Raw genomic sequence first — 23,984 nt, forward strand, 5'->3', positions numbered from 1 at the left:
GGATACGTGTAGGGTGGAGATGCACAACCGTCGGACCGTGTAGCACTAGGCTTATATTTAGACGCTTCATCTCGTCCACAGTCGCCGGTTGATTCCTCCTCCTGACTGAGTGCTTAAGTAGCCACAGCAAGCAGGACGCGTACGTCGCGATGCCGGCCCACATTGGCCGCACATCGCTGGACACGGGAATGGCCAACCACTCCCGACGCACCTGACACCGACCGTGAGAAGTCGTGTGTGCCGAACGCCGTTTCCGGCAGCCCGGAAACCGACGGTACTACATGAAAAGAATGCTGATTAACGCAACTCAACCCGAAGAGTTGCGTGTTGCACTGGTAGATGGCCAGCGCCTCTACGACCTGGACATCGAATCCGGTGCACGCGAGCAGAAGAAGGCCAACATTTATAAAGGCCGAATTACTCGTATCGAACCAAGCCTTGAGGCTGCCTTTGTCGATTTCGGCTCTGAGCGCCACGGCTTCCTGCCACTCAAAGAAATCTCCCGCGAATACTTCAAGAAAGCCCCTGAAGGCCGCGTCAACATCAAGGACGTCCTGAGCGAAGGCCAGGAAGTTATCGTTCAGGTCGAAAAAGAAGAACGTGGCAACAAGGGCGCCGCCCTGACCACCTTCATCAGCCTGGCCGGTCGCTATCTGGTACTGATGCCGAACAACCCGCGTGCCGGTGGTATCTCCCGTCGCATCGAAGGTGAAGAGCGCAACGAACTGCGCGAAGCCCTGAACGGTCTGGTTGCCCCGGCCGACATGGGTCTGATCGTGCGCACTGCCGGCCTTGGCCGCAGCAGCGAAGAAATGCAGTGGGACCTCGATTACCTGCTGCAACTGTGGACCGCCATCAAGGAAGCGTCCCTGGATCGTTCCGCGCCGTTCCTGATCTACCAGGAAAGCAACGTAATCATCCGTGCAATCCGCGACTACCTGCGCCAGGACATCGGCGAAGTACTGATCGACAGCGTTGAAGCCCAGGACGAAGCCCTGACCTTCATCCGCCAGGTGATGCCGCAGTACGCCAGCAAGATCAAGCTGTACGAAGACAGCGTTCCGCTGTTCAATCGCTTCCAGATCGAAAGCCAGATCGAAACCGCCTTCCAGCGCGTCGTTGAACTGCCTTCCGGTGGCTCCATCGTTATCGACCCGACCGAAGCCCTGGTGTCCATCGACATCAACTCGGCACGCGCCACCAAAGGCAGCGATATCGAAGAAACCGCCCTGCAGACCAACCTTGAAGCCGCCGAAGAAATCGCCCGTCAGTTGCGCCTGCGCGACATCGGCGGCCTGATCGTCATCGACTTCATCGACATGACCCCCGCCAAGAACCAGCGCGCCGTGGAAGAAAAAGTCCGCGAATGCCTGGAAGCCGACCGCGCCCGCGTGCAAGTGGGTCGCATTTCGCGCTTCGGCCTACTGGAAATGTCCCGTCAGCGCCTGCGTCCATCCCTGGGCGAAAGCAGCGGCATTGTCTGCCCGCGCTGCAACGGCACCGGCATCATCCGTGACGTTGAATCGCTGTCTCTGGCAATCCTGCGCCTGATCGAAGAAGAAGCCCTGAAAGACCGTACTGCCGAAGTACGCGCCCAGGTCCCAATCCCGGTCGCCGCGTTCCTGCTCAACGAAAAACGCAACTCGATCACCAAGATCGAACTGCGTACCCGTGCGCGCATCGTCATTCTGCCGAACGATCACCTCGAAACCCCGCATTTCGAAGTTCAGCGCCTGCGTGATGACAGCCCGGAAGCGGCCAACAACCAGTCCAGCTACGAAATCGCTGCGGCCGCTGCCGAAGTCGAAGAAGTCCAGCCAGCTGCGGCCACCCGCACCCTGGTTCGCCAGGAAGCCGCGGTGAAGACCGCTCCAGCCCGCGCCAACGCTCCGGTCCCGAGCGAAGTGGTTGCCGCACCGGCTGCCGCCCCTGCCGTCGTGCCGGAGCCAAGCCTGTTCAAGGGCCTGGTGAAGTCGCTGGTCAGCCTGTTCGCCTCCAAGGAAGAGCCAGCGGCTCCGGTTGTGGTCGAGAAGCCTGTCGTCGAGCGCCCGGCGCGCAACGAAGAACGCCGCAACGGTCGCCAGCAAAGCCGCAACCGCAACGGTCGTCGCGATGAAGAGCGCAAGCCACGTGAAGAGCGCGCTCCTCGTGAAGAACGGGCTCCACGCGAGCCGCGCGAAGAGCGCCAACCCCGCGAACTGCGCGAAGAAACTCCAGCCGTAGCCCGTGAAGAACGCGCGCCGCGTGCGCCGCGCGAAGAGCGTGCGCCACGTCCACCGCGTGAGGATCGCAAGCCGCGTGGCGAGCGTGAAGAGCGTCCGGTACGTGAACTGCGTGAGCCGCTGGACGCTGCGCCAGCCGTTGCTGCTGCCGCTGCCACCAGCGCTGTCGCCGCTACTGAAGAGCGTCCAGCTCGCCAGCCGCGTGAAGAGCGCGCGCCACGCCCACCGCGTGAAGAGCGTCAGCCACGCACTGAACAGGCGGCTGCCGCTGTTGCCGAAGAAGAATTGCCAGGCAACGAAGAGCAGCTGTCCGAAGAGGGTCAAGACGGCGCCGAAGGCGATCGTCCACGCCGTCGCTCCCGTGGCCAGCGTCGTCGCAGCAACCGTCGCGAGCGTCAACGCGATGCCAACGGTAACGTGATCGAAGGCTCGGAAGACTCCGAGGGTAACGAAGAGCCGACTGGCGCTGAACTGGCTGCCGGTCTTGCGGTAACTGCCGCCGTGGCCAGCAGCGTGATCAGCGCTCCAGCCGAAGCCGAGGCCCATCAGCAGGCTGAACGCGCAACCGCTACCGTTGCTGAAGAAGCTGTGCAGGAAACTGCTCAGGTTGAAGCACCTGTCGTTGAAGCCACCACGCCAGTCGAAGCTCCTGTAGCGCCGGTGGTCGAGGTTGCTCCAGTGGTCGAAGCGCAACCACAAGTCGCAGCCGTGACTGAAGCGCCGGTTGTCGCTGCAGAGCCTACTGTTGAAGCGCCAGTTGTTGAATCGCCAGCGTTTGAAAAAGCGCCTGAAGTTCGCGAAGAGCAAACTGCGTTCAACTGGGTTGCCGAGCCGGTAGTTGCCGAGCCAGCGGTCACTGAACCTGTTGCTGTCGAGCCAGTAGCTGCCGAGGTGCCTGCACCCGTGGCTGAAGCGGTCGTCGAGCCGGTAGTGGTTGCTGCCGAACCTGAGCCTGTTGCAGTCCAAGCGCCTGTCGTTGAGGAAGTGGCTGCCCCGGCTGTCGAAGTCGCACCTGCCATCGTCCTGACCGAGAATGGCCGCGCCCCGAACGACCCACGTGAAGTGCGTCGCCGCAAGCGCGAAGCCGAACGCCTGCAGAAGGAAGCCGAACTGGCTGCCGCTGCCGCTCCGGCTGCCGTTGTCGAGGCCGTTGAAGCTGCACCCGCCCCAGCCATCGACGAAACCCTGCGCTCCGTCGAAGAAGTGGTAGAGCAACACCCTGAGGCCCTGGAAAAAGAGCACGAGCCTAAACCGCTCGCCTGATTCCATCAGCCACTAAAAAGCCCCGCCTGAGCAATCAGGCGGGGCTTTTTTTATCTCGCGATGCCGCTACACGCCAGGGAAAACCAACGCCTGCGGCACATCCACATCCCACAGCACCCCGGGATCCTCCACCGGCACCTGCACCACGCTGGCCGTGGCAAACAACGCCTTGGCGCCGCGATCTCCCGACAACCCCATCAGGGCCTTGGCGAACGAAGCGCCAAACCCCACCGGATGCCCCAATTCTCCGGCCCGCACCGGCACGCTGATGGTAGCGTCCATGACCTGCGCTGCCACGCGACTGATGCTTTCTGGCAAGACAAACGGCATATCCCCCAGCAGCACCAGCCAGCCATCGAGGTCGGGGCACGCCGCCACCGCCGCCGCAATGCTGTCGCCCATGCCGGTCGATGCCAGCACGCACACCTCACAGCCATGAGCGCGCGCCAACCGCGCCACCTCAGGGCGGTCTGCCGTGGTCACCAGCAGACGCCGCTCGAGACTTGGCGGCAGGTTGCGCAAGGTCTGTTCGATCACCGGACGCACCACCCCGTCGCGCCCCTTGCACAAGGCCAGCAGCTTGTCCTGGTCCGCTCCGGCCACCTGCCGATAGCGACTGCCCTGCCCCGCCGCAAGAATGATCGCGCCCAGCCCTGGCTTGACGGCGCCCATCACGCCTTGGCCTGCTGCCAGCCCTGCAACTGCCAACGCACCGGCAAACTGCGAATACGCTTGCCGGTCGCGGCAAAAATCGCATTGCACAGCGCTGGGGCAATCGGCGGTACGCCCGGCTCGCCAACGCCACCCAAAGGCACAGTGCCTGGCGGCGTCACCAGGTGCACCGCCACTTCCTTGGGCGCCAACGACATGCGCGCCACTTCGTACATATGGAAGTTGTCCTGCTGGACCTTGCCGTCCTTGAAGCTGATTTCCCCCAGCACCGCATTGCCCAGGCCCATCACACAGGCGCCTTCGAATTGCGAACGGATACGTTCGGGATTGATCTGCGGGCCGCAGTCCACGGCGATGTCAGCCTTGTGCACGAGCACGGTGCCATCATCCTTGACCTCGACCTCGATGACTGCCGCCACATAGGTCACGAAGCTATAATGTACCGCCAATCCCAACCCGCGCCCCTTGGGCAGATCGCGCCCCCAGCCCGCGGCATTGGCAGCGGTTTCCAGCACGCCACGCAGGCGCGCGGTATCGATCGGGTAACGCTCGGGGGATTCGCCGTAGTTCCACTCCTCGCTCAGCGTGCGCGGATCGATCTGACGATCAGGCCCCAACAGCTTGATCTGATATTTCAAAGGGTCCTGGCCGGCCTTGTGCGCCAGCTCATCGACAAAGCTCTGGATCGCAAAGCCATGGGGAATGTTCGACACCGAGCGATACCAGCCGACCCGGGTATGCGCTGCGGCTTCCGGATTCTCCAGGCGCACGTTGGGAATCGCGTAGGCCATGTTGGTAAAACCCATGCCCAGCTCGAAAGCTGCCTCATGATTCATCCCGGGTGCAAACAACGCGGTGATACTCGGCGCTACAGTACGGTGCAACCAGCCCGAGGGCATGCCGTCCTTGTTCAGGCTGGCCTTGAGGTATTCGACCGATACCGTATGAAAGTAGGAGTTATGAATGTCGTCTTCACGGGTCCATTGCACCCGCAGCGCCTTGCCGGGAAAGGCCTTGGCCAGGATCGCCGCCTCAAGGACGAAGTCTGGCTTGGACTTGCGGCCGAAACCACCGCCCAGCAGAGTGACATTGACCGTGACCTTGTCGAAGGCGATCCCCAGCCGTTCAGCGATGCGCTCACGGGTGACCTGAGGGGCCTGGCTCGGCGCCCAGGCTTCGCAATGACCGTCCTTGAAACGGGCCACCGCAACCATCGGCTCCATGGGCGACTGCGCCAGGTGCGGCAGGTAGTAACTCGCCTCCAGGGCGCTGTCAGCCGCATTCAGCGCCTCATCGATATTGCCGGTGCTGCGCACCACTTTGCCCGGCTTCAGTGAGGCGGCTTCCAGCTCCTTGCGGTAGGCAATCGAATCGTATCCAGCGTTGGGGCCATCATTCCAGACAATCTTCAACGCCTCTCGGCCCTTGATTGCTGCCCAGGTATTGCTGGCAACTACGGCAATCCCGCCCAGTGGCTGGAACTCGGAAGGAATGGGCCGGCTTTCGATCTGCATGACCTTGATCACCCCCGGGACTTTCATCGCCGCGCTGGCATCGAAGGATTTCACTGTGCCGCCGTACACCGCAGGGCGGGCCACGGTGGCGAAAAGCATGCCTTCAAAGTGCACGTCCGCGCCGTAGACCGCGCGCCCGTTGACGATATCCTCGCCATCGATCGCCCGCACCGACTCCTTGCCGATGTAGCGAAACTCCCCGGGTTGCTTGAGTCGCAGGCTGTCGCGCGCCGGAACCGGCAAAGCCGCAGCCGCTTCGGCGAGCGCGCCATAGCCGAGCTCACGCCCGGAAGGTTGGTGAACCACTTTGTGCAATTGCGCGCGGCACTCGCCGACCGGCACTTGCCACTGATCGGCTGCCGCCTGTTCCAGCATGCTGCGCGCCGCGGCACCGCAACGTCGCATCGGCTCGTACCAATGACGCATGCTGCGTGAGCCGTCGGTGTCCTGGTTACCGAAGCGCACCTCATCACCCGGCGCCTGACGCACACTGACCTGCGCCCAATCGGCCTCCAACTCGTCCGCCAACACCATGCTCAGACTGGTGCGCACGCCCTGGCCCATTTCCGAACGATTGCACGCCACGGTCACTCGGCCATCGCTGGCGATGCTCACATAGACCTTGGGATCATCGACCCAGCCGTTGGGCATGCCGTCGGCACCGAACTGCTTGCCTTCGGCGAGTGCATCCTGCCAGCCCCAACTGGCCGCCAGCACCAACGCGCCGGTAGCACCCAGCCCTTTGAGGAAACCCCGTCGACTGAGGTTGCTCAGGGCGAAATCGCTAGGCAACTGGTTCATGCCTCGGCCTCCTGCAGATGAGTTGCCACCTGGCGGATCGCGGTCTTGATGCGGTTATAGGTGCCGCAGCGACAGATATTGCCGACCATCGCCGTTTCGATTTCCTCGTCACTGGGATTGGGATTGCTTTTGAGCAGCGCCGTGGCCGACATGATTTGCCCGCCCTGACAGAACCCGCACTGCGCGACCGCAGTGTCCAGCCAGGCTTGCTGCACCCGCTGTCCGAGCGGGTCGTTGTGCAGATAATCGATGGTGTTGACGTTCTGCCCGCTTACCGCGCCCACCGGCGTGATGCAACTGCGCGCTGGCGCACCGTCGATATGGATGGTGCAGGCACCGCACAGACCCATGCCACAGCCGAATTTGGTGCCGCTGTAACCGGCAACGTCGCGGATCGCCCAGAGCAGCGGCATGTCCTCGCTGACGTCGAGTGGATGGTCCTGACCATTGAGTTTCAAGGTAATCATGGGCACGCCCGCATAGTGATTGGGTTATGGGGTCGAGCAATCTGCCGGGATGTGGCAAGGGTCGGCACACGCAGATCGACTCAGGCTATCGGGCTCTCTTGTGAAGAATGATCCTCACCGGGCCTTTGTTGGGACTACATCGTTAGGAGGCTACGTTAACCGAACATTAACAAAAAAGCCCTGCCACCGTATTCGGTCTGCAGGGCTCTGGCTCCAGCGTTCAAGCGTAGCTCAATAACGGTTGGGCTCCATTTCCAGCTCGACATTGAAGCGCTCGGCGATGTCTTTCTGGATCCGCTGTGCCAGGCTCAACAGCTCAAGCCCGCTGGCCTTTCCATAATTGACCAGCACCAGCGATTGCAGGCGATGGACACCTGCGTCGCCCTCACGAAAGCCCTTCCAACCCGCCTGCTCGATTAACCAGCCGGCCGCCAGTTTGACCTGGCCGTCCGCCTGTGGATAACCAATCAGGCCGGGATGGGCCAGACGGATCTGCGCGGCCAAGGCTGCCGACACCAGCGGATTCTTGAAGAAACTGCCGGCGTTACCCAGTACCGCTGGATCCGGGAGTTTTTCGCTGCGGATACTGCAAATCGCCTGGCTGACATCGCTGGCCGTGGGCTGGTCGATACCCTGTTCAGTCAGGCGCTGGCGCACCGGACCGTAGTCCAGGTGCAGCCGGGCGACGCGATCAAGGACAAAGCGCACCCGCAGGATCACCCAGCGCCCGGCCTGCTGCTTGAACAGGCTGTCGCGATAGGCGAAGTTGCAGTCTTCCAGGCTGAAATCCCGCAGCTCGCCGGTCTGGCGATCGAGAGCGGTCAGGCCGGCGAACACGTCCTTGATCTCGACCCCATAGGCGCCGATGTTCTGCATCGGCGCTGCTCCCACCGTGCCCGGGATCAAGCTGAGGTTCTCCAGCCCCGACAAGCCCTGAGCCAGCGTCCATTGGACGAACGGATGCCAGGTTTCCCCTGCTTCTGCTTCAATCACCACGTGCTGGCCGTCATCACTCAATTGACGGATACCACGGGTTGCCATGCGCAGCACCAGCGCCCCGATATCGGCGGTCAGCAGCAAATTGCTGCCGCCGCCGACCACCAACAACGGCATCTCATGCTCGCGCGCATAGGTCAGCGCCTCACGCACATCGGCATCGCTTTCGGCCTGGGCGAAAAGCTGTGCGCGAACGTCCACGCCAAAGCTGTTGAACGGCTTGAGCGAAACCTGCGATTGCACGAGCAATGTCATAAACGTCCTTTCAATTCGATCACCAGCGCGTCGCAAGCTTGCTCGATCAGGTCCAGTACCTGTTCGAAACCATGCTCGCCGTCGTAATAAGGATCCGGCACTTCGTCCACGCTCGCGGCGTAACGGCGCAGGAACAGGTCCAGTTCGGCCTTGCCCTGGGCCGGTTGCAGGGCCTTGAGGTTGCGCAAATTGCTCTGGTCCATGGCCAGGATCAGGTCACTGCTGGAAAAGTCGGCGCGCGTCACCTGTTGAGCACGTTGCGCCGACAGATCGTAACCGCGGCGCAACGCAGCGGCCTGGCTGCGCTTGTCCGGCGGATTGCCAACATGCCAATCGCCGGTCCCGGCGGATGCCACCTCGATGCGCTCGGCCAGCCCGGCCGCGCGCATCTTGTGGCGCAGCACGCCTTCGGCCGTTGGTGAACGACAGATGTTGCCCAGGCAGACAAACAGAACCCGCATCAGGCCTCCAGCAGCCGGCGAACGCGCTCGAGGTCTTCCGGCGTATCGACACCCGGCGGCGGCGCAATCAACGCGTCGGCGACATGGATCCGCACGCCATGCCAAAGCGCCCGCAGTTGCTCCAGGCATTCAGTGTCTTCCAGCCAGCACGGGCCCCAGTTGACGAAGTCGTGCAGGAAGCCGGCGCGGTAGGCGTAGATACCGATGTGACGACGGTATGGCACGCCTTCGGGCAATTGCTCGCGGCTTTTCGCGAACTGGTCGCGCGCCCATGGCAGGGTGGCGCGACTGAAGGTCAGCGCCAGGCCATTGAGGTCGCTGACGACCTTGACCACGTTAGGGTTGAACAGGGTTTCCAGGTCCTCGATCGGCTCAGCCAGGGTAGCCATGCCCGCCTCGGCATGCGCCGCCAGATTGGCCGCTACCTGGTCGATCACGCTCGGCGGGATCAACGGTTCGTCGCCCTGCACGTTGACCACGATCGCGTCCGGCGCCAGCCCCAGTTGCGTGGCGACTTCGGCCAGGCGGTCAGTCCCGGAGTTGTGCTCGACCCGGGTCATCACCACCTCGGCGCCAAACGCCTCGCAGGCAGCGACAATGCGTGCATCGTCAGTGGCGATCACCACGCGCTCGGCGCTGCTTTTGCGCGCCTGTTCCCAGACGTGCTGGACCATCGGCTTGCCCGCGATCATCTGCAAGGGCTTGCCTGGCAGGCGGGTCGAGGCAAAGCGCGATGGAATGACCACGGTGAACGGCGTAGTCATTTATCCAGACGCTCTTCGGCAGTCAAGGTACGGGCTTCAGTTTCCAGCATGACCGGAATGCCATCACGGATCGGAAATGCCAGGCCGGCGCCCTTGCTGATCAGTTCGGTTTTATCGGCGCTGAGTTTGAGCGGGCCCTTGCAGATCGGGCAGGCGAGGATATCGAGCAATTTGGTGTCCATGAAAACTCCCTGGATAAAAGCGATTAAGGCAAGAGACGTGCAGGCAGCAGCCGCATCAGCTGCGTATCGAACCAGGCCACGAAAGCCGGTGACGGCACGGCATCGACCGCCAGATACCACCAGTCCTGAGCCGCAAAGGCTCGGCATTTCACCGCATCCTTTTCGGTCATGACCAACGGCAGCAACGGCGAAAAATTCAAGGCCGCCGCGCTGTATTCGGCGTGGTCGGCAAATGCGTGGGCAATGGGCTGCCAGTGTAGCGTTTCGAGGGTATTGAAGAAACGTTGCGGATTGCCGATCCCGGCCACCGCATGCAGCGCCTGGCCGGCGGGGAAATGCCCGAGGGCCTGGCGCTCGCCGGTCAGCAGGTTGACCAGGGCGGTGGGTTGCAGGCGAAATCCGAAGCCATCGTCGCGATCGGCTTGGGCGCCGTTATATAACACCGCATCGACGCTGAGCAGGCGTTCGACCGGCTCGCGCAGGGGACCAGCCGGGAGGCAGCGGCGGTTCCCGAGACCGCGCGCGGCGTCGATCAGCACCAGTTCCAGGTCACGGGCCAGACGGTAATGCTGCATACCGTCATCCGAAAGGATCAGGTCCAGCGGCTCCGCCGCCAGTAACGCCTTGACCGCGCGACTGCGGTCCGGGTCGATCATCAAGGGTACGCCGCTGCGCTGGACGATCAACAGCGGCTCATCCCCCGCCACCGCCGCACTCTGCGCGGCATCGACGCGCCAGGGCAACTGCGGGGGCTTGGCGCCGTAACCGCGACTGACCACGCCGACCCGCAGGCCGGCGCGCTGGCAGTGCTCAATCATCCACAGGATCAACGGCGTCTTGCCCGTACCGCCAACCGTGATGTTGCCCACCACGACCAACGGCACGGGGGGCTGATAGATATCACCCAAGCCTGCGAGAAATCGTGCGCGCTTGGCCGTCACCACACGCCGGTACAACCATTCCAGCGGTTGCAACAGCTTCAGCGCCGGATGACCGGCGTACCACGCGGCGAGTAAACGATCAGACATGGCCATCAGGGTGCCGGAGCCGCCTCGACGGTGGTCATGCGCAAATGGGTAAAGCCCAGTTTGCCAGCCGCATCCATGGCAGTAATGACCGCCTGGTGGGGAGTCTTGCCATCTGCGCTGATGGACAGCGGCAGGTTGGTGTCGCCGCTGGACTCTTTCTGCAAGGCTTCAATCACGCTGGCCAGGTCATTTTTAGGCAACAACTGATTGTTCACCGAAAACGCCCCGTCAGCACTGATGGCAATGTCCAGTTGCTTGACCTGCTGGTCTTCGGCGGGTGAGCCGCTGACCGCTTCCGGCAACTCGACGCGCAGTTGGGTTTCGCGGGTGAAGGTGGTGGTCACGACGAAAAACAGCAGCAGGATAAATACCACGTCGATCAGCGACGCGAGGTTGATGTCCACATTTTCCCGTTGCTTGCGGCGAAATTTCACGCTTTGCCCCCGGCGAGGTCAACATCGCGGTCGCCCTGCACCACTTCAACCAGCTTGATGGCTTCCTGCTCCATCCCCACCACCAATTCATCGATACGGCGCTGCAGGAACCGATGGAAGAACACCGACGGGATACCCACCATCAAACCCGCCGCCGTAGTGATCAGGGCCTTGGAAATACCGCCGGCGAGGACCGCAGCATTGGTGGTCATGCCCGAGCCCATGAACGAGCTGAAAATATCGATCATGCCCAGTACCGTACCAAGCAATCCGAGCAACGGTGCCATGGCAGCAATGGTGCCCAGCGCGTTGATGTATCGCTCCAGCTCATGGATGACCCGGGCGGCTGCTTCTTCAATGCATTCCTTCATGATCTCGCGACCATGCTTGGAGTTGGCCAGGCCCGCAGCGAGGATTTCTCCCAATGGCGAATTGGCGCGCAGCTCCTTGAGTTTTTCCTTGTTGAGCTGCTTGTCCTTGATCCAGACCCAGACCTGCCCGAGCAGATGCTCCGGGGTCACACGACTGGCGCGCAAGGTCCACAAGCGCTCGGCGACGATGCCCAGTGCAGCGATGGAACTCAGAATGATCGGCAGCATCATCCAGCCGCCGGATTTAACCAATTCCCACACAGTGACAGTCCCCTCGAAAAAGTGCGCCACTTTAACATACCGACTCGCTCAAGAGGCCTGACCCACCGACGACCGTGCCATCTGCGATGCAAAGCATCCTGCCTCTCAGGGTGCAGGACGGATGGATGGCGTGCTGCGCCAGAATCGCGTGGCACCGCGCATTGCCTGCGCCGGCTGGAAATCGCCAAGCTGCAGGCGTACCGCCCCCTGTTCGGCACTGTCCAGAATCTCTACGCCATGGCGCTGGTAACGGGCAACGACTTGCGGATGGGGGTGGCCGAAGGTATTGCCGTGCCCGCGGGAAATCAGCACACCCTTGGGTGCCAGCGCCCGCACAAAAGCCTCGGAGGAAGAACTGCGGCTGCCATGGTGCGGCGCCTGCAGCCAGTCGGTGGGCACCGCCAGCGGACTCTTGAGCAGGACCCGCTCGGCGAGGGCATCGATATCACCAGTCAGCAACAAGCGCTCGCCATTGGCCTCGATCTGCAACACACAGGAGTTCTGATTACTGTTGCGACCGTCGGCCCAATGCCACAGCGTAAAGCGCACTCCGTCCCACTCCCAGTGCTTGCCACTTTCGCAGGGTTGGGTCGACAGACTCGCGGAGACCTTCCAGGGTTCGCCACCGATGACCTGTGCCACGGGTAGTCCCTTGGCAATTGATCGCGCCCCTCCCGAGTGATCGAGATGGGCATGGCTGATCAACATCAAGTCCACCTTGCGCACGCCGAACTTGCGCAAAACCGGCAGCACCACCTGCGCTCCCATGTCGCTGTCCTTGAATCCCGGCCCGGTGTCGTATAGCAGGGTGTGATGCCGGGTGCGGACCACAATCCCCAGACCTTGCCCCACATCCAGTTGCCAGACCTCTGCTCGACCCTCCGGCACCCTGGGCAATGGTGCAAACACCAGCAGCAACAGCATCGGCCAGCCCAGCACGCGCAATGGCACACCTTTGGGCATCAACAGCAGGATCGCTCCCGACACCGCAATAGCCCAGGCCCACAGCGGGACGGCCGGGGCAATCCATGCGGGCATCTCCCCGGCCATCAGAGTCAGGCCCTTGAACAGCAGATCCAGCAGCCCGCCGGCCAGCCATAACAAGCTCTCGCCCACATAAGGCAGCGGCATCAGCAGGGTCCCGAGCAAGGCCGGGGGCAGGACCAGCAGACTGATCCAAGGTACCGCCAGTAAATTGGTCAAAGGACCGGTCAGGCTGATGGGCAAATTCAATATCAACAGCACCGGACACAAACCGATCGCAATCAGCCACTGCGCCCGCGTCCAGGTTTGCCACCAGCGCCAGGCACCCAGCCGGCCGCTAAAGGTGAAAATCAGCACTGCCACTGCGGCGAACGACAACCACAACCCAGGGCGCAAGCTCGCCAGCGGATCAAATAGCAGCACAGCGTTCAAGGCGAGCAACCAGGGCCACCAGGCACCCAGATGGCGAAAGCGCAAGCGCCACAGGAGCACCAGGCCAATCATCACGCAGGCCCTGCGCACCGGCACCTGGAAGCCCGCCATCAGGCCGTAGCCGAGTGCCGCCGCAAAGGCCAGGCCGCAAGCCCAGGGCAGCCACGCAAGACGATGCGGCCACAGGCCGTAACGCGCCAGTCCGGCAATCAGCATATACACCATGCCCGCCAGCAGCCCGACATGCTGCCCGGAAATCACCAACAAGTGCACGGTGCCAGTGTCCTGCAACACCCGCCAGTCTTCGCGGCTCAGGCCGGAACCGTCGCCCAGCACCAGGGCCGCCAGTGCGCCTTCACGGCCCTGAGCGTCAACCGCCATCAAACGCTGGCGAACCGCATCGCGCCACGCCCCACGTGCTGGCTCGAGCCGTTGTCCATCCTTGACCGTGCCGGTGGCGCCAATCCGTTGCGCCAGCAACCAGGCCTCGTAGTCGAAGGCATGGGGATTGAGCAGCCCGCTGGGGCGCTTCAGTTTGACCGCCAGACGCCAACGCTCACCGCTGTTGACCGGCGGGCCACCGTACCAGGCCAGCCTGATCCGCTTCGGCAGGGCCGCGCGCCGCGACTCGGCATCCGCCAGTTCAAAACGCACCACGCCCTGCGCGCCCTGCGGCAAACCGACCACCCGCCCTTCGATCCAGCGCGTCTGACCGTCCAGCGCCGGCGCCAGGCGATCATTGAGCGCCCAGTGCGCACAGGCACAGGCCCAACTCAAGCCAAGCAGGAAAAACGCCACTGGATAAGTACGAAACGGCAACAACATCAGCGCTACGACCGGCAACGCCAGCAATAGCCCGACCGGCGGCAATGCCGGTAAAAAAACCAGAGTCAACAGCCCCCCGGCCAGCGCCAACATCCCTGTGCGCATAAGCCCGTCCTTGAGAGTTCCCCCTCTTGGCTTAGCCCAGCGTGCGGTATTGGCGTTTAATAATTGTCACAAAATCTGAATAGGCGCCCCTCGGAATACGGGCATACTTGCGCACTGAACTGACCGAGAAGCCTTATGCCCCGGCGCTTATTCAAACGCTACATGCCAGATCCGACCAGCATCAGGGAACACAAATCCTTACGCTTTCTGGGCAACCTGCTGCATGACCCCAACCTCTGGCATCTCAACCGGCACTCGGTGGCGCGGGCCATGGCCATGGGCCTGTTCGCTGCTTTCCTGCCGATCCCCATGCAGATGCTGGTGGCCGCTGCGCTCGCCGTCTGGGTGCGTGGCAACATTCCGATTGCCGTGAGCCTGGTCTGGCTGACCAATCCGATTACCATGCCCGTGGTGTTCTTCTGCACCTATCAGACCGGCGCCTGGCTGATGAGTGTCCCGGCACGCAGCCTGCCGGAAGAACTTACCTGGGAATGGATCAGTGGCGAACTGTCGACCCTCTGGCAGCCGTTCCTGCTGGGATCGGTGGTGGCGGGTTTGGTGCTGGGCGCCCTGGCCTATTGCTTGACCATGACCTACTGGCGTTGGTGGGTCGCCCGGCAGTGGCGGCGTCGTAAACAGAGCCGGCGCTAAAACGAAAAACGGCACCCAGGGTGCCGTTTTCCTTGCATGTTTGCGCTTAGGTGCGCATTCCCCGCCCACTGACCAGCAACCGGGCGCAACCGAAGTACAGCACAGCCGTAGCCACCAGCATGAAAGTGATGGCGATGCTGATCTTGATGTCCGATACACCCAGGATGCCATAGCGAAAAGCGTTGACCATGTGCAGTACCGGGTTGGCCAGCGACACGGTTTGCCAGAACGGTGGCAGCAGGCTGATGGAGTAGAACACCCCGCCGAGGTAAGTCAGTGGCGTCAGAACGAAAGTCGGAATAATCGAAATATCGTCGAAGTTACGGGCAAAGACCGCGTTGATGAACCCCAGCAGCGAGAAGATAGTGGCCGTCAGCACCACCACCAGAACCGTCACACCCAGGTGATGGACCTGCAAGTGGGTGAAAAATAACGACAGCAGGGTCACGATGATGCCCACCATCAACCCGCGCAGCACGCCGCCCAGGGTATAGCCGATCAGAATGGTGTGGGGCGATACCGGCGACACCATCAACTCTTCAATCGAGCGCTGGAATTTGCTGCCGAAGAAGCTCGACACCACGTTGCCGTAGGAGTTGGTGATCACCGACATCATGATCAGACCCGGCACGATGTATTCCATATAGGTGAAGCCACCCATATCACCGATTTGCCGGCCAATCAGATTACCGAAGATCACGAAGTACAGGACCATGGTGATCGCAGGCGGCAGCAGGGTTTGCGGCCAGATCCGGGTGAATCGACGAATTTCCCGGTAAACAATGGTATTGAGGGCCACCAGGTTGGGTTTCAGTTCCGAACTCATACCGCCACCTTTGCCAGGTTTTTCTCCACCAGGGACACGAACAACTCCTCAAGCCGATTGGTTTTGTTGCGCAGGCTCAGCACTTCGATTTGCTGCATGGCCAACTGACTAAACAACGCAGTGATTCCCATCTCCTTTTCCACCTGGACTTCCAGGGTATGGGAGTCGAGCAGCCGGCACGGATAACCGATCAATTGCGGTGCGGCGCTCAAATCGCCCTTGAGATCCAGCAGGAAGGTCTCGACATGCAGTTGGCTGAGCAGATTACGCATGCTGGTGTTTTCGACAATGGTGCCGTGGTCGATGATGCCGATATTGCGGCACAACTGCTCAGCCTCCTCCAGGTAATGGGTGGTGAGGATGATGGTGATGCCTTTCTGGTTAAGCTCGGTGAGGAAGGTCCACATCGAACGGCGCAGTTCGATGTCGACACCCGCGGTTGGTTCGTCAAGGATCAGCAGGCGCGGCTCATGCACCAGCGCCCGGGCAATCATCAGGCGGCGTTTCATGCCACCTGACAGTGAACGGGACGGCACGTCACGCTTGTCCCACAGCCCGAGCTGGGTCAAATACTGCTCGGCGCGCTCCTTGGCCACCTTCGACGGGATGCCGTAGTAACCGGCCTGGGTCACGACGATGTCGAAGGTCTTTTCAAACTGGTTAAAGTTGAACTCCTGGGGCACCACGCCAATGCTGCGCTTGAGCGCGGCCGGGTTACGGTCCAGATCATTGCCGAAGATATTCACCGTGCCACTGGTCTTGTTCACCAGGGTCGAGAGAATGCCGATGGTCGTGGATTTGCCGGCGCCATTGGGGCCGAGCAAGGCGAAAAAGTCACCTTCGGCGACATCCAGATCGATACCACTCAGGGCCTGGAAACCGTTGCCGTAGGTTTTGGTTAGCTGCCGGATGGACAGAGCAGAACTCATAGCGGATTTACGCACCAAGAAGGGAAATTGGAAATTCGTCAGGGCCGGCGGCGAGCTAGACCACCGCGGCACATTGACGCAATGGTGCTTGCCGACGCCGCACAAGTACAGTCATCAGTGTTGATAGTGAATATTAAGTCAACGCGCTCATCACGGCTTTGCGGTAGGCCGGCCGCTGTTTCAGACGCTCATACCAGGCGTACAGGTGTGGTTGTGGCGCACGTTCGATGGGCATTTCGAACCAGCCGTAGATAAAGCAGCCCAGTGGAATATCGCCCATGCCGATCTCGTCACCCGACAGATAAGGCGTGACGGCCAGCGCCTGATCAGCCATCGCCAGCAACCCCTCGCACTCCTTGATCGCGGCCTTGATGGTCGGCCAGTCCTGCTGCTCCTCGGGTGTGCGCAACACGCCCCAGAACACGGTGCGAAAAGGCCCGGCGAAGCTGGAGGTGGTCCAGTCCATCCATTTTTCGGCGCGGGCGCGGGCTTGAACATCGTCAGGATACCAGGCGGTCGCAGGCGTGTGACGGGCCAACAAATAGCGCACGATGACATTGGACTCCCACAGCACGAAACCGTCATCTTCGATCACCGGCACTCGACCGTTGGGGTTCATGGCACGGTACTGCGGGGTATCGACCACGCCAAACGCACCGCCGGCATCAATAGCCTCGTACGCCAGACCAAGCTCTTCGGCGGCCCACAACGCTTTCCTGACGTTCGACGAGTTTTTCCGACCCCAGATCTTCAGCATGACCTTCCCTCAATGGATGAATGAATGCCGGGGCAGTCTACGCCGGATCAGGCGCGGGACAAATCGCTCTGCATATCACCCAGCAACGCCGGCATCTGCTCGCTGAACAAATGCGGGTAGCACTGCTGCAGGTGCTGGAAAAAGAACGCTTCAGGCACATCGACAAACTGCCCATGGTCGACCATGTACTCCATGGACTGCTGACCTTTGCGGTTATAGGCGTGGAACACGCTGTCGTTGATCCCGTCGAACTCCAGCGGCGGTACATCGAATAATTCGCACAGCCGAGCGTTGAAAGCCGGTGTGGACTTGACCCAGCGGCCCTGCAGATACAACTCGGTATAACCGTGCATGGCGAACACATCGCTCTTGAGCAACTCGATCAGGCGCGGCGTCGACAGGTGATTGCGCACGTCCGCCAGGCCGATCCGCGCAGCAATCCCGCAATGCCGGGCACAACCGGCCAGCAACGTCGCCTTGGGCACGCAATAACTCTCCCCGGTCGCCAGGGCATAACTGCCACGCAAGGTTTCGGGATCACGACTGAAGGTATAGGGGTTGTAACGCACTGCCTCGCGGACCGCGTAATAGAGGCTGACCGCCTGCTCGACCGGGTCACGGCTGACGCCCCGATGTTTTTCGGCGAACTCCACCACCGCTGGGTGGTCACTATCGATGAAGCGGCCGGGACTCAGATACTCGTGCATGAGAACAATCTCCTGATTGAGCCCCGAGTCTAGCGAGAGCTTCAGCACAGAGATAACGACGTTTCGGCCAAACATGAGAGCGTTCGGACTTCGCACGGAACTCATGAAACAACCTTCACGCTGTGCTTCCACACATTCAAACACACTGTTGCGAACACCCCGTTTTGCAGATGACGTCTAAGCTCTGGGGGTTGTTTTGCCCCTGGTTTCACGGAGGATTGAATATGCTGCTGTTGTGGATACTGGTTCTGGTGGTGGGCATCGCCTACCTGGCACACCGCCGCACTGCTCCCCTGCCCGCCCTGGGTATAGTCGCCATCTACCTGCTGGCGATGGGCATCGTGGGCCACGCGCCAGGCTGGTTGCTGCTAATCACCTGGATCCTGCTGGCGGCCGTCGCGGCGCCCCTGCTGTTGCCGGACCTGCGACGCAAATTCTTCACCGCCCCGCTGTTCAGCTGGTTCCAGAAAACTCTGCCACCGATGTCGCAAACCGAACGCGACGCCATCGATGCCGGCACCGTCTGGTGGGATGGCGAACTGTTCAGCGGCCGCCCGGACTGGAACAAACTCCTGGCCTATCCCAAGGCGCAACTGAGCGAAGAAGAACAGGCATTTCTCGACGGTCCGACCGAAGAATTGTGCGCCATGGTCAGTGACTGGCATATCGGCCAGACCATGGACCTGCCGGCCGAAGCCTGGAGCCATATAAAGGACAATGGCTTTTTTGCCCTGATTATTCCCAAGGAGTACGGCGGCAAAGGCTTCTCTTCCTACGCCAACTCGCAAGTGGCGATGAAGCTGGCGACCCGCAGCGGCGACCTGGCTTCCACCGTGATGGTGCCCAACTCACTCGGTCCTGCCGAACTCTTGCTGCACTACGGCACCGACGCCCAGCGCGACCACTACCTGCCACGCCTGGCGCGCGGCGATGATATCCCGTGCTTCGCACTGACCGGCCCGCTGGCCGGTTCCGACGCCGGCGCCATGCCGGACACCGGGATCATCTGCAAGGGCGAATGGGAGGGCAAGGAAACCCTTGGCCTGCGCCTGAACTGGGAAAAACGCTACATCACCCTCGGCCCGGTCGCGACCCTACTTGGCCTGGCCTTCAAGGCCTACGACCCGGACCACCTGCTAGGCGACAAGGTCGACCTGGGCATCAGCCTGGCGCTGATCCCCACTGACACCCCCGGGGTGAACATTGGCCGGCGCCACCTGCCTCTCGGGGCCTCGTTCATGAATGGGCCAAACTCCGGCAAGGACGTTTTCGTGCCGCTGGACTGCCTGATCGGCGGCCAGGAGATGCTCGGCAAAGGCTGGATGATGTTGATGAACTGCCTGTCGGTAGGCCGCTCCATCTCGCTGCCTGCCGTGGGTACCGGGGCTGCCAAGTTCACCAGCCTGGTGACTGGCCAATACGCCCAGGTGCGCGAGCAATTCAATGTGCCGCTGTCCGCCTTCGAAGGTATCCAGGAAGCCATGGCACGCATTGGCGGCAACGCCTGGATGATGGATGCCGCACGCATGCTCACCGCCAGCGCCCTGGACCTGGGGGAAAAACCTTCGGTGCTGTCGGCGGTGCTCAAATATCACCTCACCGAACGCGGTCGCGAATGCATCAGCCACGCGATGGACGTGCATGGCGGCAAGGCCATCATCATGGGGCCGAACAACTACCTGGGACGCAGTTGGCAAGGCGCGCCGATTTTCATCACGGTCGAAGGCGCCAACATCCTATCGCGCAACCTGATGATCTTCGGCCAGGGCGCCATCCGCTGCCATCCCTTTGTCCTCAAGGAAATGGCCCTGGCCAGCCGCGAAGACAAGGATCAGGCGCTCAAGGAGTTCGACGGGCTGCTGCTCAAACACATTGGCTTCGCCGTCAGCAACGCCGCCAGCACCCTGGTGCTCAACCTGGGCTTCGGCCATCTCGAGCAAAGCCCCGGCGACAAGCTCAGCCAAGGTTATTTCCGCGCCCTCAATCGGCAGGCGGCCGCCTTCGCCCTGCTCGCTGACTTGAGCATGATGCTGCTGGGCGGCGAACTGAAACGCCGTGAACGCCTTTCCGCCCGCCTCGGCGATGTACTCAGCAACATGTACCTGGCCTCGGCAGCACTGAAGCGCTATCACGATCTCGATTCACCGGAATACCTGACGCCGCTGTTTACCTGGGCCATGGAAGAAAGCCTGGGCCAGGCCGAACGCGCACTGGACGAACTGCTCAGCAATTTCCCGAGCAAAGTGCTGGGCTGTCTGCTGCGGGTCATCGTGTTTCCGTTCGGACGCCGGCACAAGGGACCCAGCGACAAGCTCGGCGCAGAAGTGGCGGCAGTCATTGGCCGGGCCAAAGGCGATCCGGCGCTCGAAGAGCTGCTGGCGGGCTGCTACCGTCCGCAGTCGATCGAGGACCCGGTGGGCGCCCTGCAGCATGCCTGCAATCTGCTGAATGAGGCGCAGCCCTTGCAGAAGAAAATCCACGTGGCGCTCAAGAGTGGTCAATTCAAACCCGCTGCAGGCGAACACCTGATCGATGCCGCGCTGGAGGCCGGCGTGCTGCAAGCGGGTGAGGCACAGCGCTTGCGTGAAGCCGAAGCGGCGCGGCGCAAGGTCATCGATGTCGATGACTTCTCCAAGCAACAGTTGGAGTTGGCTGAAGGCAAGATCCGCTAGCGTCAGGGCACATTGAGCGGTCCAGTGATGAAAAACGGGCGTCGGGGCTATATACTCCGGCGCCCGTTTTGCTTTGTTGTAGAGGACTGCCCTTATGCTCGATCAAACCCTCGTCCAGCTTGACCTCCTGCGCAGTATTCTGGTCGCTGTCGGTGAAGCCGAGCAGGTTCCGGAAGAAAGTCACGCGCTGTTCCTGGAGCGTTTCGATGAACTGCGTGAAGCGCTGCCAGTCGACCCGGTCGACAGCCAGTACCTGGGCCAGGACCTGATGTGTCAGGTCATCCAGCGTTACCCGCAAATCGCCCACCTGGTGCCGCGTGATCTGCTGTGGTTCTTTGGTGGCGACTGCCTGCACTACATGCCCGATGACGAACTAGACATGTATCAGACGCTGGAAGAACGTCGCTTCGAAGCCGAACAGAATGACGAACCGTTCGATTGGAACCAGGAAAAACAGCTGATGACCCTGTCGAACCAGGACAGCAAGCACTGATCCTCGATCAGTCCCGACAGAAGGCCCGCCTGCCAGAAAGACGGGCCTTTTTTGTTGGCGCCTGACTGGACTCAGAACAGAGCGCCGTTTTCGGGTGATTCGTACTCGCCGACGCTTGAGCCTGAAGCCACGCCCCTGCCCGGCTTGCCCAGGGTCGGCTCCTGCTCCAGGCACTCCACCAGATAATCGATCAGCACCCGCAGCTTGGCTGGCAGGTAGCGCGTGGGTGAGTACAGCAGCCAGGCGCCACCGTGATAAGAGGCAAGGAACGTCCAGTCGGGCAGGACCTGCACCATCAACCCCTGCTCCAGGGCATGGCGCGCGGTAAAGTACGGCAAGCTGCCGATGCCGATGTGTTGCAATACCGCCCCCAGCCGTACCCCGGTGTGATTGGCCGCATAGCGACCACGCACACCGACGGTCACGCTTCGGGCCCCTTGCCTGAATTTCCAGCGGGCATCGCTGGGGGTTTCACCCAGATAGATGCAGCTGTGATTGAGCAAGTCATGGGGGTGAGTTGGCGTGCCGTGCTCGGCCAAGTACTGCGGGGTCGCACAGAGTATGTGGTCGATGCTCAGCAGTTGCCGTCCGATCAGCCCCGGCGGTGGCCGGTCGGTGATGCGAATCGCCAGATCAACATGATCGTCGATCAGGTCGACCTGACGATCCTCCAGCAACAGCTCGACATCGACCTTGGGAAACCGCCGCAGAAATTCCGGCATGTGCGGATGGATCACAAATCGCCCGACGGCCTTGGGCACGCTGATGCGCACCAGGCCTTCGGGCTCCTGGGTGAACTGGCCACTGATCTCCATGACCGAGCGCGCCGCGCTGACCATCTCCTGGCAGTGCTTGAATACCTCTTCACCACCTTCGCTCAAGCGCAATTTACGCGTGGTGCGCTGCAACAAACGCGTAGCAAGGGCCTTTTCCAGGCGCGAAATGCTCCGGCTGACCGAAGAAGGCGAAGCGCCGAGCTGGCGTGCGGCTTCCGAAAAGCTGCCGGTTTCCACCACTTTGACAAAAATGGCCATTTCTCCCAGCAACGGCAGGGGAAGATTTATGCTCACGACGCAACAGTCCTTTGATGTTTGAACGGATTATCACGCTTTTGCGCCATCCATATAATTAAAAATCGAAATTTCAATCAGAGTATGGAATATGACGCTTCGCCTGTTCTTCCACAGTGATGAGCTGCAAGCCAACGTGGAAGTCATGGAGTGCACGCCCTGCGAGAGTGAATTTGCGGTCGTGTTGCGCGCCACGCTGTTCCATCCTCAAGGGGGCGGTCAACCTTGTGATACTGGCTGGATCGGCGAAAGCCAGGTATTGCGGGTGGTTCAGGAGCCCGAGCGCATCGTGCACTTCGTCGATCGAGCGGTCAGCATCGGCATGACCCGTATCGACATCGATGAGCCACGCCGTCAGCTCAACAGCCGATTGCACAGTGCCGGGCATCTAATCGGTCACTTCGCCGAAACCCTGGGCTGGGTTCCAGTCAAGGGTCATCACTGGCCAGGGGAAAGCCGGGTCACGTTCAAGCCTGGCCAGGCACCCACTGAGTTCGACAGTGCAACCATCCAGAACGCGCTTGATCGCTGGACCAGCGCCGACCTGCCGCGCCTGACGTCACTGCGCGAAGGAGCGCGGGAAATCAGCTTCGGCGAACTGCCCGCCTACGGTTGCGGCGGCACCCATGTGCGACGCCTGCAGGACCTGGGTGACGTGGTCATCGAGTCGGTCGCGCAGAAAAAAGGCACACTTTCGGTTCGCTACGCGGTGAACTGAGCCAGCCGGGTTTGAGCAACCTTCATCGAAGCTCAAACCCTCGCCGCTCAACTACTTCAAATTGCCACTGAGGAACTGCTGCAGGCGCTCACTTTTGGGATTACCCAACACCTCTTCCGGCGCCCCCTGCTCCTCCACCCGCCCCTGATGCAGGAACAACACCTGGTTGGAGACCTTGCGGGCAAAGCTCATTTCATGGGTCACCATGATCATGGTCCGGCCTTCTTCCGCCAACCCCTGGATGACCTTGAGCACTTCACCGACCAATTCAGGATCCAGCGCCGACGTCGGCTCATCGAACAGCATGACCTCCGGCTCCATCGCTAACGCTCGGGCAATGGCCACGCGCTGCTGCTGACCGCCGGATAGAAAGGCCGGGTACTGCTCGGCCACGCGGGCCGGCAGGCCGACCTTTTCCAGATAACGGCGAGCACGGTCTTCGGCGTCTTTCTTGCTGACGCCCAGCACCCGGCGCGGGGCCATGGTGATGTTCTCCAGCACAGTCATGTGCCCCCACAGATTGAAATGCTGAAACACCATGGCCAGGCGCGTGCGCAGACGCTGCAATTCGGCGTCATCGGCGACCTGCATGCCATGGTGATTCTTGACCATGCGAATCGGCTTGCCATCCAGGCTCATGGCGCCATCGTTGGGCGTTTCGAGAAAGTTGATGCAACGCAAAAAGGTACTCTTGCCCGAGCCGCTGGCGCCGATCAGGCTGATCACATCACCGGTATTGGCCTTGAGGGAAACCCCCTTGAGCACTTCGTGGCTACCGTAACTCTTGTGCAGGTCTTCAATGGTCAGTTTGTACATGTGCGCAAACATCCAATCAGGGAAATGAATCGCCGCGGCGGGAATCGCGCCAGCGCCGAAATAGCCCACTGGCCGCTGCACGGCCGTGGGGATGACCCGCTATCAGTGAGCCGGACCGAGAAACGCCAGCCAGCGGCGCTCGGCCACCCGGAACAGACCAACCAAGGCAAAGGTGACCACCAGATAAATCAACGCAGCGATTCCGAACGACTGGAAAGTCAGGAAGGTCGCCGAGTTGGCATCACGCGCCACCTTGAGAATGTCCGGGATGGTCGCGGTGAACGCCACGGTGGTCGAGTGCAGCATCA

22 protein-coding genes and 1 pseudogene are annotated in these 23,984 nt (G+C 61.5%); 5 read left to right on the forward strand and 18 right to left on the reverse strand.

Features of this window, described 5'->3' with window-relative positions; all coding sequences use genetic code 11:
• Nucleotides 1-281: 281 nt before the first annotated feature.
• Nucleotides 282-3,485 (forward strand): ribonuclease E, encoded by a 3,204-nt coding sequence (gene rne, locus NR126_RS27010; protein WP_027618688.1) that lies wholly within the window; start codon nucleotides 282-284, stop codon nucleotides 3,483-3,485.
• A gap of 66 nt (nucleotides 3,486-3,551) precedes the next feature.
• Here the strand turns inward: rne and NR126_RS27015 are convergent, their stop codons facing one another.
• From NR126_RS27015 to NR126_RS27065, 11 genes are all read right to left on the reverse strand, one after another.
• A complete protein-coding gene (locus tag NR126_RS27015; RefSeq protein WP_033866165.1) occupies nucleotides 3,552-4,157 on the reverse strand; it encodes an NTP transferase domain-containing protein in 606 nt (201 codons plus the stop codon).
• Nucleotides 4,157-6,472: a xanthine dehydrogenase family protein molybdopterin-binding subunit gene (locus NR126_RS27020; protein ID WP_256832376.1), complete on the reverse strand. Its 2,316-nt coding sequence runs from the start codon at nucleotides 6,470-6,472 to the stop codon at nucleotides 4,157-4,159. The genes NR126_RS27015 and NR126_RS27020 overlap by 1 nt, the downstream gene beginning before the upstream one ends.
• On the reverse strand, nucleotides 6,469-6,939 hold the full coding sequence (locus tag NR126_RS27025; protein WP_256832377.1) for a (2Fe-2S)-binding protein: 471 nt from the start codon (nucleotides 6,937-6,939) through the stop codon (nucleotides 6,469-6,471). Before NR126_RS27025 ends, NR126_RS27020 begins: the two co-directional genes overlap by 4 nt.
• 231 nt (nucleotides 6,940-7,170) lie before the next feature.
• Nucleotides 7,171-8,190 carry a UDP-N-acetylmuramate dehydrogenase gene (gene murB / locus NR126_RS27030; protein WP_105755866.1) on the reverse strand — a complete coding sequence of 340 codons (1,020 nt, stop codon included), beginning with the start codon at nucleotides 8,188-8,190 and terminating at the stop codon, nucleotides 7,171-7,173.
• Nucleotides 8,187-8,651 (reverse strand): low molecular weight protein-tyrosine-phosphatase, encoded by a 465-nt coding sequence (locus NR126_RS27035; protein ID WP_256832378.1) that lies wholly within the window; start codon nucleotides 8,649-8,651, stop codon nucleotides 8,187-8,189. Before NR126_RS27035 ends, murB begins: the two co-directional genes overlap by 4 nt.
• A complete protein-coding gene (gene kdsB, locus NR126_RS27040; RefSeq protein ID WP_256832379.1) occupies nucleotides 8,651-9,415 on the reverse strand; it encodes a 3-deoxy-manno-octulosonate cytidylyltransferase in 765 nt (254 codons plus the stop codon). Before kdsB ends, NR126_RS27035 begins: the two co-directional genes overlap by 1 nt.
• A complete protein-coding gene (locus tag NR126_RS27045) occupies nucleotides 9,412-9,597 on the reverse strand; it encodes a Trm112 family protein (RefSeq protein WP_027618679.1) in 186 nt (61 codons plus the stop codon). Before NR126_RS27045 ends, kdsB begins: the two co-directional genes overlap by 4 nt.
• Before the next feature lie 23 nt (nucleotides 9,598-9,620).
• The gene (gene lpxK / locus NR126_RS27050; protein ID WP_256832380.1) at nucleotides 9,621-10,631 is read right to left on the reverse strand and encodes a tetraacyldisaccharide 4'-kinase; all 1,011 of its coding nucleotides are present in this window, start codon (nucleotides 10,629-10,631) and stop codon (nucleotides 9,621-9,623) included.
• Entirely contained in the window at nucleotides 10,631-11,059 is a 429-nt protein-coding gene (locus tag NR126_RS27055; RefSeq protein ID WP_027618677.1) for a biopolymer transporter ExbD, read from the reverse strand. The genes lpxK and NR126_RS27055 overlap by 1 nt, the downstream gene beginning before the upstream one ends.
• The gene (locus tag NR126_RS27060; protein WP_027618676.1) at nucleotides 11,056-11,691 is read right to left on the reverse strand and encodes a MotA/TolQ/ExbB proton channel family protein; all 636 of its coding nucleotides are present in this window, start codon (nucleotides 11,689-11,691) and stop codon (nucleotides 11,056-11,058) included. The genes NR126_RS27055 and NR126_RS27060 overlap by 4 nt, the downstream gene beginning before the upstream one ends.
• Before the next feature lie 105 nt (nucleotides 11,692-11,796).
• Nucleotides 11,797-14,037 carry a DNA internalization-related competence protein ComEC/Rec2 gene (locus tag NR126_RS27065; protein WP_256832381.1) on the reverse strand — a complete coding sequence of 747 codons (2,241 nt, stop codon included), beginning with the start codon at nucleotides 14,035-14,037 and terminating at the stop codon, nucleotides 11,797-11,799.
• A gap of 135 nt (nucleotides 14,038-14,172) precedes the next feature.
• Here NR126_RS27065 and NR126_RS27070 point away from each other — a divergent pair, with 135 nt between their 5' ends.
• Nucleotides 14,173-14,688, forward strand: coding sequence for a DUF2062 domain-containing protein (locus tag NR126_RS27070; protein WP_105755870.1), 516 nt, complete (start codon nucleotides 14,173-14,175; stop codon nucleotides 14,686-14,688).
• 46 nt (nucleotides 14,689-14,734) lie between these two features.
• On the opposite strand, the gene NR126_RS27075 is transcribed toward NR126_RS27070, so the two are convergent.
• The 4 genes from NR126_RS27075 to NR126_RS27090 all read right to left on the reverse strand — a co-directional run bounded on the left by NR126_RS27075 (nucleotide 14,735) and on the right by NR126_RS27090 (nucleotide 17,907).
• Nucleotides 14,735-15,514 (reverse strand): ABC transporter permease, encoded by a 780-nt coding sequence (locus NR126_RS27075; protein WP_256832382.1) that lies wholly within the window; start codon nucleotides 15,512-15,514, stop codon nucleotides 14,735-14,737.
• Nucleotides 15,511-16,443, reverse strand: coding sequence for an ABC transporter ATP-binding protein (locus NR126_RS27080; protein WP_027618672.1), 933 nt, complete (start codon nucleotides 16,441-16,443; stop codon nucleotides 15,511-15,513). Before NR126_RS27080 ends, NR126_RS27075 begins: the two co-directional genes overlap by 4 nt.
• Before the next feature lie 133 nt (nucleotides 16,444-16,576).
• On the reverse strand, nucleotides 16,577-17,200 hold the full coding sequence (locus NR126_RS27085) for a glutathione S-transferase family protein (RefSeq protein ID WP_027618671.1): 624 nt from the start codon (nucleotides 17,198-17,200) through the stop codon (nucleotides 16,577-16,579).
• A gap of 47 nt (nucleotides 17,201-17,247) precedes the next feature.
• On the reverse strand, nucleotides 17,248-17,907 hold the full coding sequence (locus NR126_RS27090; protein WP_027618670.1) for a transglutaminase family protein: 660 nt from the start codon (nucleotides 17,905-17,907) through the stop codon (nucleotides 17,248-17,250).
• A 224-nt stretch (nucleotides 17,908-18,131) separates the two neighbouring features.
• On the opposite strand from NR126_RS27090, the gene NR126_RS27095 reads away from it, so the two are divergent.
• The gene (locus NR126_RS27095; protein WP_256832383.1) at nucleotides 18,132-20,579 is read left to right on the forward strand and encodes an acyl-CoA dehydrogenase; all 2,448 of its coding nucleotides are present in this window, start codon (nucleotides 18,132-18,134) and stop codon (nucleotides 20,577-20,579) included.
• Between the two features lie 94 nt (nucleotides 20,580-20,673).
• Nucleotides 20,674-21,072, forward strand: coding sequence for a PA2817 family protein (locus NR126_RS27100; protein ID WP_027618668.1), 399 nt, complete (start codon nucleotides 20,674-20,676; stop codon nucleotides 21,070-21,072).
• A 71-nt stretch (nucleotides 21,073-21,143) separates the two neighbouring features.
• On the opposite strand, the gene NR126_RS27105 is transcribed toward NR126_RS27100, so the two are convergent.
• Nucleotides 21,144-22,142: a LysR family transcriptional regulator gene (locus NR126_RS27105; RefSeq protein ID WP_256832384.1), complete on the reverse strand. Its 999-nt coding sequence runs from the start codon at nucleotides 22,140-22,142 to the stop codon at nucleotides 21,144-21,146.
• Between the two features lie 91 nt (nucleotides 22,143-22,233).
• Between NR126_RS27105 and NR126_RS27110 the strand changes: the two genes are divergently transcribed.
• The gene (locus tag NR126_RS27110) at nucleotides 22,234-22,860 is read left to right on the forward strand and encodes a serine-tRNA(Ala) deacylase AlaX (protein WP_027618666.1); all 627 of its coding nucleotides are present in this window, start codon (nucleotides 22,234-22,236) and stop codon (nucleotides 22,858-22,860) included.
• Between the two features lie 51 nt (nucleotides 22,861-22,911).
• On the opposite strand, the gene NR126_RS27115 is transcribed toward NR126_RS27110, so the two are convergent.
• Both NR126_RS27115 and NR126_RS27120 read right to left on the reverse strand, forming a co-directional pair.
• On the reverse strand, nucleotides 22,912-23,676 hold the full coding sequence (locus tag NR126_RS27115; protein WP_027618665.1) for an ABC transporter ATP-binding protein: 765 nt from the start codon (nucleotides 23,674-23,676) through the stop codon (nucleotides 22,912-22,914).
• 102 nt (nucleotides 23,677-23,778) lie between these two features.
• Nucleotides 23,779-23,984: pseudogene (locus tag NR126_RS27120) on the reverse strand (amino acid ABC transporter permease); the annotation flags it as partial.

The organism is Pseudomonas sp. Pse1, from assembly GCF_024519635.1.
GTDB lineage: Bacteria > Pseudomonadota > Gammaproteobacteria > Pseudomonadales > Pseudomonadaceae > Aquipseudomonas.

Coding starts and splice junctions, on each gene's coding strand:
- rne (WP_027618688.1), top strand. CDS start 282: ATGAAAAGAATGCTGATTAACGCAACTCAACCCGAAGAGTTGCGTGTT.
- NR126_RS27015 (WP_033866165.1), bottom strand. CDS start 4,157: ATGGGCGCCGTCAAGCCAGGGCTGGGCGCGATCATTCTTGCGGCGGGG.
- NR126_RS27020 (WP_256832376.1), bottom strand. CDS start 6,472: ATGAACCAGTTGCCTAGCGATTTCGCCCTGAGCAACCTCAGTCGACGG.
- NR126_RS27025 (WP_256832377.1), bottom strand. CDS start 6,939: ATGATTACCTTGAAACTCAATGGTCAGGACCATCCACTCGACGTCAGC.
- murB (WP_105755866.1), bottom strand. CDS start 8,190: ATGACATTGCTCGTGCAATCGCAGGTTTCGCTCAAGCCGTTCAACAGC.
- NR126_RS27035 (WP_256832378.1), bottom strand. CDS start 8,651: ATGCGGGTTCTGTTTGTCTGCCTGGGCAACATCTGTCGTTCACCAACG.
- kdsB (WP_256832379.1), bottom strand. CDS start 9,415: ATGACTACGCCGTTCACCGTGGTCATTCCATCGCGCTTTGCCTCGACC.
- NR126_RS27045 (WP_027618679.1), bottom strand. CDS start 9,597: ATGGACACCAAATTGCTCGATATCCTCGCCTGCCCGATCTGCAAGGGC.
- lpxK (WP_256832380.1), bottom strand. CDS start 10,631: ATGGCCATGTCTGATCGTTTACTCGCCGCGTGGTACGCCGGTCATCCG.
- NR126_RS27065 (WP_256832381.1), bottom strand. CDS start 14,037: ATGCGCACAGGGATGTTGGCGCTGGCCGGGGGGCTGTTGACTCTGGTT.
- NR126_RS27070 (WP_105755870.1), top strand. CDS start 14,173: ATGCCCCGGCGCTTATTCAAACGCTACATGCCAGATCCGACCAGCATC.
- NR126_RS27075 (WP_256832382.1), bottom strand. CDS start 15,514: ATGAGTTCGGAACTGAAACCCAACCTGGTGGCCCTCAATACCATTGTT.
- NR126_RS27080 (WP_027618672.1), bottom strand. CDS start 16,443: ATGAGTTCTGCTCTGTCCATCCGGCAGCTAACCAAAACCTACGGCAAC.
- NR126_RS27085 (WP_027618671.1), bottom strand. CDS start 17,200: ATGCTGAAGATCTGGGGTCGGAAAAACTCGTCGAACGTCAGGAAAGCG.
- NR126_RS27090 (WP_027618670.1), bottom strand. CDS start 17,907: ATGCACGAGTATCTGAGTCCCGGCCGCTTCATCGATAGTGACCACCCA.
- NR126_RS27095 (WP_256832383.1), top strand. CDS start 18,132: ATGCTGCTGTTGTGGATACTGGTTCTGGTGGTGGGCATCGCCTACCTG.
- NR126_RS27100 (WP_027618668.1), top strand. CDS start 20,674: ATGCTCGATCAAACCCTCGTCCAGCTTGACCTCCTGCGCAGTATTCTG.
- NR126_RS27110 (WP_027618666.1), top strand. CDS start 22,234: ATGACGCTTCGCCTGTTCTTCCACAGTGATGAGCTGCAAGCCAACGTG.
- NR126_RS27115 (WP_027618665.1), bottom strand. CDS start 23,676: ATGTACAAACTGACCATTGAAGACCTGCACAAGAGTTACGGTAGCCAC.